At 34.5% G+C, this 15,425-nt stretch carries 12 protein-coding genes; all 12 read right to left on the bottom strand.

The annotated features are described in order from the left end of the window. Window positions 1–298 precede the first annotated feature (298 nt). A complete protein-coding gene (gene coaE, locus SLH52_RS02210; protein ID WP_320207677.1) occupies window positions 299–910 on the bottom strand; it encodes a dephospho-CoA kinase in 612 nt (203 codons plus the stop codon). Between the two features lie 75 nt (window positions 911–985). Next, entirely contained in the window at window positions 986–1,621 is a 636-nt protein-coding gene (gene ytaF / locus SLH52_RS02205; RefSeq protein WP_320207676.1) for a sporulation membrane protein YtaF, read from the bottom strand. Window positions 1,622–1,931: 310 nt separating this feature from the next. Beyond that, a complete protein-coding gene (gene mutM, locus SLH52_RS02200; protein WP_320208043.1) occupies window positions 1,932–2,804 on the bottom strand; it encodes a bifunctional DNA-formamidopyrimidine glycosylase/DNA-(apurinic or apyrimidinic site) lyase in 873 nt (290 codons plus the stop codon). A gap of 42 nt (window positions 2,805–2,846) precedes the next feature. Further along, a complete protein-coding gene (gene polA, locus SLH52_RS02195) occupies window positions 2,847–5,480 on the bottom strand; it encodes a DNA polymerase I (protein WP_320207675.1) in 2,634 nt (877 codons plus the stop codon). Window positions 5,481–5,576: 96 nt separating this feature from the next. Beyond that, window positions 5,577–6,512, bottom strand: a complete 936-nt coding sequence (locus SLH52_RS02190; RefSeq protein ID WP_320207674.1) for a protease modulator HflC — start codon at window positions 6,510–6,512, stop codon at window positions 5,577–5,579. Beyond that, on the bottom strand, window positions 6,505–7,476 hold the full coding sequence (gene hflK / locus SLH52_RS02185; protein ID WP_320207673.1) for an FtsH protease activity modulator HflK: 972 nt from the start codon (window positions 7,474–7,476) through the stop codon (window positions 6,505–6,507). Before hflK ends, SLH52_RS02190 begins: the two co-directional genes overlap by 8 nt. Window positions 7,477–7,753: 277 nt before the next feature. Then, a complete protein-coding gene (gene pnpS, locus SLH52_RS02180; RefSeq protein ID WP_320207672.1) occupies window positions 7,754–9,514 on the bottom strand; it encodes a two-component system histidine kinase PnpS in 1,761 nt (586 codons plus the stop codon). Further along, complete coding sequence (locus tag SLH52_RS02175; protein ID WP_320207671.1) at window positions 9,507–10,226, bottom strand: response regulator transcription factor; 720 nt, start codon at window positions 10,224–10,226, stop codon at window positions 9,507–9,509. Before SLH52_RS02175 ends, pnpS begins: the two co-directional genes overlap by 8 nt. A gap of 735 nt (window positions 10,227–10,961) precedes the next feature. After that, window positions 10,962–11,438: a MaoC/PaaZ C-terminal domain-containing protein gene (locus tag SLH52_RS02170; protein ID WP_320207670.1), complete on the bottom strand. Its 477-nt coding sequence runs from the start codon at window positions 11,436–11,438 to the stop codon at window positions 10,962–10,964. Between the two features lie 280 nt (window positions 11,439–11,718). After that, window positions 11,719–12,657, bottom strand: a complete 939-nt coding sequence (mdh, locus tag SLH52_RS02165) for a malate dehydrogenase (RefSeq protein ID WP_320207669.1) — start codon at window positions 12,655–12,657, stop codon at window positions 11,719–11,721. A gap of 41 nt (window positions 12,658–12,698) precedes the next feature. Beyond that, window positions 12,699–13,967: an NADP-dependent isocitrate dehydrogenase gene (icd, locus tag SLH52_RS02160; protein ID WP_320207668.1), complete on the bottom strand. Its 1,269-nt coding sequence runs from the start codon at window positions 13,965–13,967 to the stop codon at window positions 12,699–12,701. 131 nt (window positions 13,968–14,098) lie between these two features. Continuing rightward, window positions 14,099–15,214, bottom strand: a complete 1,116-nt coding sequence (citZ, locus tag SLH52_RS02155) for a citrate synthase (protein WP_320207667.1) — start codon at window positions 15,212–15,214, stop codon at window positions 14,099–14,101. Window positions 15,215–15,425: the final 211 nt, after the last annotated feature.

The following is a 15,425-nucleotide window of genomic DNA, read 5'->3' as shown; positions in this document are numbered from 1 at the left end:
CATTCGTGTAATTAGTATAACATAATTATCTAGAATTGTGATAATTAAAATACACATATTTTTTTCCAATATACAAAAAGACCCCCTACCTTTAAATCTACTGATAAGAAGTGGGGGAAAATATTCTTTAAACTTATGTTCTTTTCGTAAACTATGTTGGTCATAAACTAGAAGTGGCTTTATGTATACTTTAGTTAGTAAACGCTGAGTGGATAAGGAGAAAATTCTACTCATTGAAAAACCAATCCATATCCTATAATGGGAAAAGCCTTGAATCAAACTAAGATTGAATAGCTTGTTAATCAGGGAATATTTGTATATTCCAGTTTCGGAGGAGTTTATGGAGTTGTTCCTCAGTATTTAATTTGGAACTATTATTATTTAACACCGCACTAGCTAAAGGAATTTTATTTTTTAGAGGCATTTGCGAATTAATTCTAGCCTCAGCTTCATGCTTAGGGTAGTTATTTCTTTGCATTAGTCTATGTAATTGAACATCAGGGTCCACATATACAAGTAGCGTTTTGTCGACCATATCAGTTAATTTACTTTCAAACAATAACGGTATGTCTAAAATAACCACTTGTAAACCTTGTTTCAAATATTCATTCTTTCGTTCAAGCATCTTTTCACGTACAGCTGGATGCACGATACTATTCAATTGTTGCCTTTTTTCTTCATCATGAAAGATGATGTTACCTAATTTCTCTCTATCTAACTCTCCATTAGGTTGTGTAACCCTTTCTCCAAATGTTGCAATAATTTGTTTATACGCAGATTCACCAGCTGTGACTACTTCTCTTGCAATAATATCTGCATCAACTATAGGAAAGCCAAGTTTTTCAAGCATTTTTGCTACTGTGCTTTTACCGCTTGCTATTCCACCTGTTAATCCTATGATAAGTGTCATTACCGATCCCCCATTTTCTGCAAGTATATTATATATTCGGAATGGGTAGTAACCCCATTCCCCTTAGTTTTAACGTTATAACTTCCATATTCCTAAGACAATTAAAATAACTCCTGGTAAAAAAGAGAATTTTTTTACCCATGTTATTCCTGAAAATAAAATACCACTTTTTAACCCTAATGATAAAAAAAGCATGCTCATCAATGCAACCGAAGCAGCCATTAACATCGGGGAATAGCCTAAAAGAGCTGCTCCAAGCCCTGCACCAAACGCATCTAACGAAAGGGCTGCTCCGAGTAAGAATGCTTCAATACCAGTAATTGTTCCCGATTTGTCAAGATCAGCCGCCATCGGCTTTCTAAGAATATTAATAACTACACCTAACGACCTTATTTCCAAGTTAAATAAAATCTTTTCTTCATTCTCATCTAGCATATTTTTCGCAGGACGAAAAAACTGGAATAATACCCAAGCACCTATACATACAAGTACTACTGCACCAATTTTTTCAGCAATGCTTGGAGATAGTATCATTGAAATCATATTTCCAAAAAACATTGCTACACTTAAAGTAATTGCTGAACAGAATGCAATGATAATAATTGACTTTATTGGCAAACTCATTTTTCTCAAGCCATAAGTGAAGCCAACAGTAAAACTATCTAAACTAACTGCAAAAGCTAAAATTATGAGCGACATATATTGAACCATTGCATGAGCTCCTTCCGATTTAGCTACAGTAGTATATGGAAGAAGCCCATCCAAAGTTCAAAAAGAAGCTCTATGTTTTTTTATACAGCTGTTTTAAAACGACTGTTGTTTTTCGCACAAAAAATAAACACGTATTTGAAAAGGTTTCGTGGCATCTTTTCTTCTATAAAATTGACGACTGTTGCGTGTAACAACATTTTAATCTTCTATTTTACGAACAATAACAACAAAGTTAATGAAAAGAGCCTTTTGTCACTGTTGATTGTATGTAAAAAATGCAGACTACAACAAAATACACTTGAACAGATAATCAACTTTTTGCTTGACAGTTCGGACAATAAAATGATGAACGCTGATCTATTTTTAGGTTTTCAATAGGAACCCCACATTCAGGACAAAAATCTTTATTATAAACCATATGCAGCTCTTGGAATGTCCCTTTTTTCCCTTCGGAATTTACATAATCTCTTATAGATGAACCTCCTAGTTTTATTGCAAGTTCAAATGTTTCTTTAATGTGAACTAATAATTCTAACAGCTTTTCATCTGAAATCTCTCCAACAGATGTTAATGGGTTTAGCTTAGCTTTATAAAGACATTCAGATGCGTATATATTTCCCACACCTTGTATGACATTTGGTTGCATAATTACACGTTTTATTGGTTTATTAATGAAAGTTTTATTTCTTATTATTTCCAAAAAAAGCTTTGGAGCATCTTCAGAAGCTGGATCGGGACCAACCTCTTGAAGAGGTCGATAAGCAGTATACTCTTGTTCATTCAAAGCACCCATCCATCCAAATCTCCTTTGATCTGAATAAACCATTAATGACTCGTCGTTTAATTTAAATATGAGATGAACATGTTTTCGATAATTTGGTGCAATTTCATCTAAGTTGTTTACATGAAAAATAGCACCTGTCATCCCAAGATGAGTGACTAAGTATAAGGTGGAAATATCAACTTGATTTATATTGAAAATTAGGTACTTACCTTTCCTTTCAAGTTTTTCTATACTTCCTCCTTCTAGTCGTTGAGAAAATGTTTCAACTTCTTGCCTTCCTATTTTTCTTAAGGGCATAGTAATCTTCGGATGTAAAACAGATACCTCTGAAATTATTTTGCCTAATACTTTGGGCTCTATTGAGTTTAAAACTTGTTGTACTTCAGGTCCTTCCGGGATGAGGAACTCCTCCTTTCAAACCATTCCCAATATGCTTTACCACTACTTTGCATCATACCATGTAGGCCCATATGAGTAATCAACCTTAAGTGGAACAGTTAATTCTACTGCACTCTCCATGACATCAGGAACAAGTTGTTTCAGTATTTCTATTTCTTCTTGTGGTGCTTCAAAGATTAATTCATCGTGGACTTGAAGTAGCAGCTTTGCTTCTAAACCCTCGTGGTGCAAGCGATTAGCCATTTTGATCATGGCCAATTTAATAATATCGGCTGCACTTCCTTGAATTGGTGTGTTCATTGCAGTTCGTTCAGCAAAGCTTCTCACATTAAAATTCCTACTCGTTATTTCAGGAATATAACGTCTTCTTTGTAATAGGGTTGATACATAACCTTTTTGTTTTGCCTCTTGAATGATATCATCCATATAGTTTTTCACACCAGGGAAGCTATCAAAGTAACGCTGGATAAAGTTTGCTGCCTCTTTTCTAGTAATCCCAAGATTTTGAGATAGGCCATAGTCACTGATCCCATAAACAATTCCAAAATTCACAGCTTTTGCTTGCCTACGCATATTTGATGTTATATCATTTTCATTTACATGAAACACATCCATCGCAGTTTTCGTATGTATATCTAAATCTTGATTAAATGCAGCAATTAAATTAGCATCATTTGCAATATGTGCTAACACCCTTAACTCAATTTGTGAGTAATCTGCAGCAAAGATGACCCAATCCTCTTTAGAAGAAACAAAAGCTTGCCTAATTTTTCGTCCTTCTTCTAATCTTATTGGTATGTTTTGTAAGTTAGGGTCAATTGAACTCAATCTCCCTGTCTGTGTTAAAACTTGATTAAATCGCGTATGGATTTTCGATGTATCTTTATGTACAACCTTTAATAATCCATCAATATATGTTGATTTCAGTTTACCTAATTGTCGATAATGTAAAATTTCATCAATAATGTTATGTTTAGTTTTTAGTTTCTCAAGAACGTCAGCAGAAGTAGAGTAGCCAGTTTTCGTCTTCTTAATAACAGGTAAGTTTAATTTCTCAAATAAAATAACACCTAATTGTTTAGGAGAATTAATGTTAAAGCTCTCACCAGCTAGTTCATATATTGCATGCTCTAAGTTAGATAATTGCTTCGTTAGCTCATCTCCCATTAGTTTAAGCTTGTCTATGTTCACATTTACACCGATTTCTTCCATTTTTGCTAATATAGAAGAAAGTGGCATTTCCAAATTAAGTAATAAATCTAATTGTTCATTTTCTTGCAAATCATTTATAAGGTGATCCTTCATTTTATATAGAGCATTTGCTTTACGTATGATGTGTTCCATCAACTGTTGTTGCTCGGGAATTTTTCTCTTGGCACCCTTTCCATAAACTTGTTCATCAGTTAATATTTCTGACATACCATAACGTTTTGCTATACTTGTGACCTCATCATTCGTATCGGAAGGATCTAATATATATGAAGCAATAATTGAATCGAAATCAATCCCTGCTAATTGTATGCCTTTCCAATGTAAAGAAACAATTGCTTTTTTTCCATCAAAAACAGTTTTCTTCATTTCCTCATTTTTTGCCCATTCTTTAAACATATTAGAACTTACTGCTACTTCTGTAGGAATAAAATAGCGCCCATTCGTATTTTCAATTGCAATACCTAAAATATCTCCCAAATGATAGTTTTCTTCTAATACCTCAACAACTAATGAACAATGATCAGCTAGCATATCTTGAGTTACCTCAGTAGCAACTGTAAATTCTATGTCTTTAAGCTCCTCTTGGTTAACCTCCGTAGAGTAGCCAAGTTTCGATAACATTGATTCAAAACCTAAATCTTTATAAATGTCACTTACTTTTTCTTTATCTATCCCCTTAAAATTAGCATCATTAACAGTGATACTAAGAGGAGCTTCACAGTTGATAGTAGCTAACTCCTTACTCAATACTGCAAGCTCTCTATTATCAGTTAATTTTTCCTTTAACTTTTTTCCACTTACTTGATCAATTGATGCAAGCACTTGTTCCACTGTTCCAAATTCTTTTAATAGCTTTAATGCAGTCTTTTCTCCAACTCCTGGTACTCCAGGAATATTATCTGAACTATCTCCCATTAAGCCTTTTAAATCAATGATTTGAGCAGGTTTAATACCATATTTTTCTGCAATAAACTCAGGTGTATACGCGTCAACATCGGTAATACCCTTACGAGTAATATTAACAGTAACATTACTTGTAGAAAGCTGGGTTAAATCTTTATCACCTGTGATGACTTTAACATTAAAACCATCCTGTTCAGCTTGTTTTGATAAAGTGCCAATTATATCGTCTGCTTCATAATTTTCGAGCTCATAGCGAGTAATTTGATAGGCATCTAATAGTTCTCTAATAAATGGAAATTGTTCAGATAACTCTGGAGGAGTTTTTTGCCTACCTCCCTTATATTCACTATAAGTTTCATGTCTGAAAGTCGTTTTTCCAGCATCGAATGCTACTAATATATGAGTTGGTTTTTCTTCATCAATAATTTTATTTAACATCATCGTAAAACCATATATTGCGTTTGTATGTATCCCTTTATTGTTGCTCAGTAAAGGTAAAGCAAAAAATGCACGGTATGCGATACTGTTTCCATCTATCAACACTAACTTGTTTTTATCCAAATAAAACCCTCCTCAACGCAAAAAAAGCCGTTATTCTTTCATTCTATTGTAGCATGATATAGAAAAGAAAGGAAAATAACGACTTTTCGATGTTTGTTATTGTAAATTGCCCATCAATAGATTTGCATAAGGTGAATCACTAGGAAGGATAATCATTGTCTCACCATTAATTGTCGTTTTATACGACTCTAAAGTTCGGAATAATTGATAAAACTCAGCATCTTTAGAAAATGATTCATTGTATATTTTAGCTGCTTCTGCTTCCCCTTCCCCTCGGATTACTTCCGCATCAGCCTTTGCTTTAGACAAAATTTCTTTGACTACTTTATCTGTATTTGCTATTATACGATTTTTGTCCGCATCCCCTCTAGACAGATACTCCTGAGCAATCTTTTCACGATCAGATATCATTCGAGTGAAAACGGTTTGTTCATTTTCTACAGGTAAATCTGTTCTTTTCATTCGTACGTCAATCACTTGAATCCCATAGTTATCACGTGCTAGCAACTCATTCACTTTTGCAGTAACTACATCGTTCAAACTACCTCTTGAGGATTTTTCATCATTAATAACTTCATCGTAGTCTAGCTTCCCTAACTCAGCACGGACGACAGAATAAATGAACTCTCCCATCTTAGCTTCTGCACCTGCAACAGTTCTTGCATTTGCAATCATCAGCTTAGGGTTATCAATTTTCCATACGGAATAATTATCAATAATTAATCGTTTTTTATCTCTCGTATTAATTTCAGCCTCTTCCACATCATATATCATTTGATATTTAGGCAAAGTAGTTACTGTCTGAATAAAAGGGATTTTATAGCTTAGCCCTGGTTCATCTTTATAATCTACTACTTCACCAAATTGACGGATAACCTTATATTCACCTTCTTTTACGATAAAAAGGTTACTTAATATAATTCCAACTAAGACGAGTAATATAATTAGGAAAATTCCAGATGTTCTATATTTCTTCCAATCCAGGTTCCCTTTCCGCTGCTCATTAATATCAACTATGTTTTGATCACTCATTATTACCTTCACTTCCTTCCTGCTTGACTGGCGGTGTTTGACTTTCAAGTGGTTTAAGAGGTAAGTATTTTAATGTATTTCCGTCATCATTCATAATATATAGCTGAGTGTTAGGTAACACTTGCTCTAATGTTTCGATGATTAAGCGTTGTTTCGTAATTTCCGGTGAATTTTTATATTCACTATATATTGAATTAAATAACGCTACATCACCAACGGCTTTTTGAATTCTTGCCACCTTATCTCCTTCCGCATTGTAGATAATGGCGTCTTTTTCCCCTTCAGCCTCTTGCATACGCTTGTTTTCATATTTTTCTGCCTCATTGATCTTCGTATTCATCGTTTCTCTAGCATCAGTTACATTTGTAAATGCTTTTCTTACTTCATCATTTGGCAATTCAACATCTTGCAACTTAACCGCTAACACCGAGATTCCAATGTCGTATTTATCAACGAGTGATGTTAATAATTCAAAGACTTCTGCCTCAATTTCTGCTTTCCCAGATGTAAGAGCATCATCAATTGCTGAGCTACCGATAATGCTTCTTAATGAAGCGGATGTAGTATTGTATAAAATTTGCTCAGGATCTAAAGAATTATATAAGAATTTCCCTGGGTTTGTTATTTTCCACTGAACGACAAGGTCTGCTAATACAATATTTTCGTCACCAGTAATCATCTTCGTATCATTACGGTTTTCGCGAATTACCTCATTGTTCCTTTCCTCATATCCAAACTGTAAACTAAATGTCTCCTTTGAGAGCTTTTGAACATTTTGGATAGGCCAAGGCAATTTAAAATGAAGCCCTGGTTCACTAATACCTTCTTCTACTTTACCAAAAGTTAAAATAACTGCTTGTTCTGATTCATCAACGGTGTACCAAGACGTTAAAGCGCTCACACCTAACAGAACGACTAAAATTGCTAACCCTATAAATGAATATATCCTCTTTATACTAACCATGTCTCTCCCTCTCTTTCTTAGGCCTTAATATGTAATACGGTTTAAAACATAAAAAGGTTTCATATGCTTCCCATTTTATTTTACCGGAATATTAACAAAGAAAATAGCAAAAACATTGTAAAAACACACAAAAAAAAGAGAACATGTTTCCATGTTCCCAAAGATGGTTCCTTCTGGATGAAGGGGTTTTCATTATATATACTAGCAGAGTATTGTAAAGGTTGCTTAAACGCCTTGTAAATAAATTGTTAACATATCCCATGATGCTAACTGTACGCTAAACGTATTGTTTTTTCAATACTACTGTAAAAACCGTTCCTTCCCCAACCTTGCTTTCGACCAAGATATGCCCGTGATGCGCTTCTATAATATGCTTTACGATCGCAAGCCCTAATCCAGTACCACCAGAATTTCGACTACGATCCCTATCAACTCGGTAAAAACGTTCAAAAATCCGGGGAATTTCTTCCTCTTTTATACCTATGCCTGTGTCTAATATTTTGATAGATACCTCTTCTGTATTTTCAGCAATCATGATATCTACCTTACCCTTAGGTCCAGTATAGACAATCGAATTTGATATTAGATTTATAAATACTTGCTTTAAACGGTCAGCATCCCCTGCCACAAATAAGTTTTCTGTCGCACCGGTATTCATAGTTACTTTAATATTTTTTTCATCAGCTTTTCCAACTAAAATGACCATTACTTCTTCAAGAAGTACCTTTATGTCAACTTGATCAATATTTAAAGTAAATCCATGTTGCTCAATTTTCGAAAGATCTAGTAAATCTTGAATTAAGCTTTGCATCCTTTCACTTTCTTTCAATATGATTGACAGAAAGTATTGCAAAGTGTTTTCGTCCTTCATTGCCCCATCTAGTAATGTTTCACTAAAACCTTTAATAGAAGTAATTGGCGTTCTTAATTCATGAGAAACATTTGCTACAAAATCCTTTCTCATTTGTTCAAGCATTTTTAATTCAGTAATATCGTGGAAAACTACAACGATACCTTTCCACTCATCATTATTTCCAATAATTGGTCCACCGTACACTTCAAAATGCTTTCGTTCAATTGAAATGGGTAGGAGTAATTGTTTTCTGACCTTTTCTTCAGTCATAAAAATTTCTTCAACGAGAGAAATCACTTCCTTATGACTAAAAGCTTCATAATAATATTTATACAAAAAATCGTTAGGGTTTACTTGAAAAATTTCAGTAAAAGCTTTATTTACTAAATGAATGTAACCTTTACTATCAATTAAGAGTAAACCGCTACCCATATTTTCGATTAATGTTTGCAATCGATCCTGTTGCATTTCATGAGATTTTTTCATATCTTGGAGCGTACGAGCTAGAACATTGATGGACTGGCTTAACATTCCAGTTTCATCTAATTCACCTTCGTATGTCCTGGCTTTATAATTTCCTTTTGCTAGCTCCATTGCTACCTTAGTAGCTGATTCAAGCGGCTTTGTATATTGTGTTGTTATTTTAATAGCTAACAGCATGATAATGACTAGCCCAACTCCAAGACTACTTATCACTAGTCCCCAAATTTGTGTGCTAATTTTGTCTAATGAGGCCTGAGAAGTTGTTAAAATGATATAACCAAGTAAATTACCTTCTTTTTTGATAGAAATGCCGTATGAATATAAGGTTTCATCTTCGTTAGTTATATGAAATCCACTGTCATTTTCCTTATTTTGCTTGAGAAGATATAGTAGTTCTCCATTTGTTAGTATATTGTTATTAGGATTTGATTGGTATTTCTCTCTACCTAGGTGATCCAAAATGGTAACTTCGGTGTTTAAAATCTCTCCTATCTTATTAGCCTTCTCGTTAATATTCGCGCTTTCAATCCCTTCTTCAGCAATAGCATATGCAGCCATTTTTGCATCCTTTTCAATCTGCTCGTAAAATGAATTATTATAATATGACTCAAATAATTGTCCTATAAATAGACCTAAGCCTAATAATACTGTGACGATTAATGAAATCAATGCAAAGAGAAGGCGAGATCGAAATTTAAGCATCTAGTTTAGGCTCCTCTAGTTTATAACCTAATCCCCGAATCGTTTTAATATATATTGGCTTTCTTGTGTTCATTTCAATTTTTTCTCTAAGGTGACTAACATGAACATCAACTATACGTGTATCTCCAACAAAATCATAATTCCACACTGCACTTAGTAATTGATCTCTCGTTAAGACTCTTCCTTTGTTTTTGCACAAGTATAATAGCAACTCAAATTCCTTTGGTGTCAGTTCTAATTTCTCTCCAAGAAAATACGCTTCATAGTGCTCTGGAATGATTTTTAAATTTCCAATGATGATTGCGTCTTGATCTTCAACAGACTCACTATTGACTTGATTTGATATTTGCATCCGCCGTAAAATTGCTTTTACTCTAGCGACAACCTCTCTTGGACTAAAAGGCTTGGTCATATAATCATCTGCTCCCAGTTCTAAACCAAGCACTTTATCAAATTCATCGTCCTTTGCTGTTAGCATTAAAATTGGCGTAAAAACCTTTTCTAATCTTAGTTGTTTACATACTTCAATACCATCAATTTGAGGTAGCATTAAGTCAAGAATGATTAAATCAGGCTTTTCACTTATCGCTTTTTGTTTACCTGATTGTCCATCAGTCGCTACAATAACTTCATATCCAGCTTGCTGCAAGTTATATGTAAGTAATGTCACTATAGACTGTTCATCATCAACCACTAATATTTTTGTACCCATATGTATATGTACCTCCAAGTATACGTATTAAACCCCATCCATCACTCAGAACTCTGTTACATATTCAGTGTTTTTGTTTTCATATCCAGAAGAACACTCATCTTTCATTAAGGCACTTTTCGTAAACATTGTTGCTATTGTTATCAAATTATTACTATAAAAAGTGGTTTTATAATGATATTCATCGTTGTCTAGAAAAAAATGCCACGAACGTTAGTTGTCTTGGTGTTCTTTCTTAAAACGAAAAACAACAATCAATGCGAAAACAGCCTTCAATAAACATTCGGTCATCTTTTCGAGTTAAACAAACGAATTGAAACTCATCATACCTCGACTATTTGTTCTCATTTGTATATTATAGTACGAAAGTGTACGAAAGAGCCTACATACATAAATTATAATCGATTAGAAATAGACAAACCAACTTTTTTTATTATTGACTCTTTTCATAAATTTTGTTGCTTTCCTTCACTTACATTTGAGTAACCGATGTTTGTCTTCTGAGAAAAAAAGAGCCCGTTATTTAGCTCTTTTTAAGAAAAGGCCTTTCACTATTTTTACTGGCAATGAACAGCATGATGTGTTTAAAAAAACTCAATAACTTTTTAACAACAGAAAAGATGCCACCAACGCTAGAGTATACGTGCCTATATATAAGAAGTGCGAAAACATACTTATTATATTAAAAGAACGAAGAGGATCAACCCTCTTCGTTCTTCAGTATATATCTTCATGTTAAAAGTTTTCTAAAGCATTCCCATCTAATGATTCTAAGCGATGGGGTGGACAAACAAGTGTCGTACCTTCTAATACTTTTTCATCTTCCTCATTTGTTGCCTCAATCTTAATTTCAATCGTATGGTTATTTTCGTCAACGTTTATGACTTCTAAGAGAAATTGTACTGTTCCATAATGATATACAGGATGAATAAAGGAAATATCTTGTTTGAGTATATGACTACCTGGTCCAGGTAAATACTTTGAGATTGCAGAGGTAATAATTCCTGTTAACATAATATTAGGGGCTATTGGCTTTTTATAAGGTGTCTGAGATGCATAGTCATGTTGAATATATAATGGATTTGAATCATTTGTTAGTCCTAAATAGAGTAATAGATCTTTATCTTCAATTTTTTCAGTTAAAGATAACTTTTCACCAATTGAAATTTCATTTATCAATCTTCCTAATTTTCTTTTCTTGCCTAACAACATACAAAACCTCCTATATTCGAAATACAGCAAAATTGAATGCGCTAGTTCATACTCATTCCAGAAAAAGCACTGAAGACCTTTTATATGATTATGCTTGTGATATTATGCTTGAAACATCACAGTGACCTCGAGTAAAGATCATTTAGAGCAAGTCATTACTGACCGTATGTAAAAGTATTTAAAATAAAAGGGTCATACTCCACATTTCTATAACATTTAGGGTTGTTATTCCCTATATACTGTATAGTATGTGGAGTTAGACCCTTTTGAATGCTAGTGATTATGCGAGAACTTTCATTACATTTTTCACAGCTTCAGCTGATTTGGACAAAGCATTCTTTTCTTCCTCTGTTAACTCTAACTCAATAACTTTTTCAATACCGTTAGCTCCAAGGATTGTTGGCACACCAAGATAAATCCCCTCAAAGCCATATTCACCTTCTAAATATGCGATGGATGGTAATACTCTACGTTGGTCTTTAAGAATTGCCTCTACCATTTCTACAAGGGAAGCAGCTGGCGCATAATAAGCACTACCATTCCCTAGTAAGTTAACAATTTCTCCTCCGCCTTTACGCGTACGTTCCACAATTGCATCTAGACGTTCCTTAGGAATTAACGTTTCGAGTGGAATACCACCTGCATATGAATAACGTACTAATGGCACCATATCATCACCATGACCACCTAATACGAAGCCAGTTATATCTTTAACTGATATATTCAGTTCTTGTGAAATAAATGTTCTAAAACGTGCAGTATCGAGGACCCCTGATTGACCTATGACACGATTCTTCGGAAACCCAGATTCTGTGAATACAGTGTATGTCATTGCATCAACAGGATTCGTTAAAACAATGATATAACAGTTTGGTGAGTATTTCACAATTTCTTGTGTCACACTTTTCATTACTTTTTGATTTGTTTGTACTAGATCATCGCGACTCATTCCTGGTTTACGTGCTATACCAGCGGTAATTACTACGATATCAGAATCAGCAGTATCAGCATAATCAGATGTTCCGATTATATTTGAATCAAACCCTTGAACAGGACTTGCTTCTAACATATCTAACGCCTTACCCTTAGTAGGATTTTCCATTTGAGGAATGTCCACTAATACAACATCTCCAAGTTCCTTTTGCCCTAATAAAAATGCTGTAGTTGCACCAGTAAATCCTCCACCGATGACAGAGATTTTTTTTCTTTTTAATGACATGAAAACTTCCCCCTAATCAACATCTATTTTGTAATTTATGCTTATAAGTTATTAATTAATTCATCAGCAAACTCTGAACATTTTACTTCTGTAGCACCATCCATTAAACGTGCGAAATCATAAGTTACAACTTTGGAAGCAATAGACTTCTCCATAGACTTTGTGATTAAATCAGCAGCTTCATTCCACCCTAAATGCTCAAGCATTAGTACCCCAGATAAAAGAACAGAAGATGGGTTAACTTTATCTAAACCTGCATATTTAGGTGCTGTACCGTGTGTCGCTTCAAAGATAGCATGTCCTGATTCATAATTGATGTTAGCACCAGGGGCAATACCAATACCACCAACTTGTGCTGCTAATGCATCAGAAATGTAGTCACCATTCAAATTCATTGTAGCAACGACATCAAATTCTTTTGGACGAGTTAATATTTGTTGTAGGAAAATATCAGCAATTGCATCCTTAACGATAATTTTCCCTGCTGCTTCTGCTTCAGATTGAGCTTTATTCGCAGCCTCTTTTCCTTCTGCTTCAACGATGCGATCATACTCAGCCCAAGTAAATACTTTATCCCCAAACTCTTTCTCCGCAAGTTCATATCCCCAATTTTTAAATGCACCTTCAGTAAATTTCATGATGTTACCTTTATGAACAAGCGTTACAGATTTACGTCCTTCTTTGATAGCGTAATTTATTGCTGAACGTACTAAGCGGTATGTGCCTTCTTCCGACACTGGCTTAATTCCGATACCTGATGTTTCTGGGAAGCGAATTTTGGCAACTCCCATTTCATTTTGTAGAAAGTCAATCACTTTTTTCACTTCATCTGAGCCTTTTGCATACTCAATCCCTGCATAGATATCTTCTGTGTTTTCACGGAAGATAACCATATCAGTATCCTCTGGACGCTTAACAGGTGACGGAACACCTTGGAAATAACGTACAGGTCTTAAACATACAAACAAATCAAGTTCTTGACGAAGAGCTACATTTAAAGAACGAATACCTCCACCAATAGGTGTAGTCAGTGGTCCTTTGATAGCAATTATGTACTCTCTAATGTCATCAAGTGTTGCCTCAGGAAGCCATTCACCTGTTTGGTTAAATGCTTTTTCACCCGCAAGAACTTCTTTCCAAACAATTGATTTCTCACCATTGTACGCTTTTTCTACTGCAGCCTCTAACACTCGTGATGCAGCTGCCCAAATGTCTGGCCCCGTACCATCACCTTCAATAAAAGGAATAATAGGATTATTTGGTACATTTAATTTTCCATTTTCAACCGTAATTTTTTTCCCTTGTGTCAACAAAAAAACCTCCATCCGTGATGCTGTTATTATTATTATTAATACATTATCCATTGGAAAGAGAGGAGCTCCCTTTCCAACCAAATACTATTTTATCATTTAATACTTCCTTACATAAAATACTTTCTATATTATCTCTGTTCCATAGGAATATAAACTTGTTTACTCGGTCCTGTATATTCTGCTCTTGGACGAATTAAACGGTTGTTCTCATATTGTTCTAATATGTGTGCTAACCAGCCTGAGATACGACTTACAGCAAATATAGGTGTAAATATATCGTGATCAATTCCTAAGCTGTGGTAGACAGAAGCAGAATAAAAATCTACATTAGGAGGAAGTGGTTTTTCAGATGTTACTAGCTCTTCAATTTTCACAGACATTTCAAACCACTTTGTTTCACCTGTAATTCTTGTTAGTTTCTCAGACATTTCCTTTAAATGTTTCGCACGAGGATCGCCTTTTCTATATACTCGGTGACCAAAACCCATAATTTTTTCTTTTTGTTCAAATTTATTTTGAATATAAGAATCTACATTTTCTACTGATCCGATTTCTGTTAGCATTTTCATTACTGCTTCATTTGCTCCACCATGAAGAGGACCTTTAAGTGCACCAATTGCGGCAGTAATCCCAGAATACACATCAGATAATGTTGCGACACACACACGACCAGTAAAGGTTGAAGCATTGAGCTCATGATCCGCATGTAATACCAACGCTTTATTAAACGCTTCTATTGCGATGTCACTTGGCTCTTCACCTGTAAGCATGTACAAGAAATTAGCAGCAAAACCTAAATCTGTACGTGGTGATATCGGCTCAAGGCCTTTTCGTATACGTGAAAAAGAAGTAACAATTGTAGGTATTTTTGCTTGTAAACGAATAGCTTTACGATAATTTGCTTCTTCATCCATTTTATCAGCTTCAGCGTCATATAATCCTAACAAGGAAATAGCTGAGCGTAATGCCGCCATAGGGTGAACCTCGTTAATAGGATACATATTAAAGTGATCAATGATTTCTTGAGGAATGCTAGCATTTTCTGCTAATTCATTTGTTAGTTGCTCAAGCTCACTTTTGTTAGGTAATTTGCGATTCCAAAGTAGGTAAATGACCTCTTCAAAACTAGCATTTTCTGCAAGATCATCAATGTCAAATCCTGCGTATGTTAGTGTGTCATCTATGATTGAACTAATAGATGATGTTGTTGCTACTATCCCTTCCAGACCGCGTGTTACTGTCATAAAAATCTCTCCTTTTTTAAATAAAATTCCCCATAGCCTTTATATTTACTGTACTAGAAATTGAGCGGTTGCTCAAATTAGGAAAAAGCTTACTTATTTCATATACACATCAACAGCAAGGTTATTCTATTTATATATAATAAGAAAATATGTGCACTAATACACTAATAAGCATGTGAAAGTTTCCCTCCTTAACTTAAGAAAACATGCT

The sequence above is a fragment of the Cytobacillus sp. IB215665 genome, from assembly GCF_033963835.1.
Classification (GTDB): domain Bacteria; phylum Bacillota; class Bacilli; order Bacillales; family SM2101; genus Nanhaiella.
The sequence above is the reverse complement of the archived record's forward strand: the minus strand, read 5'-3'. Positions and strand labels throughout refer to the sequence as shown.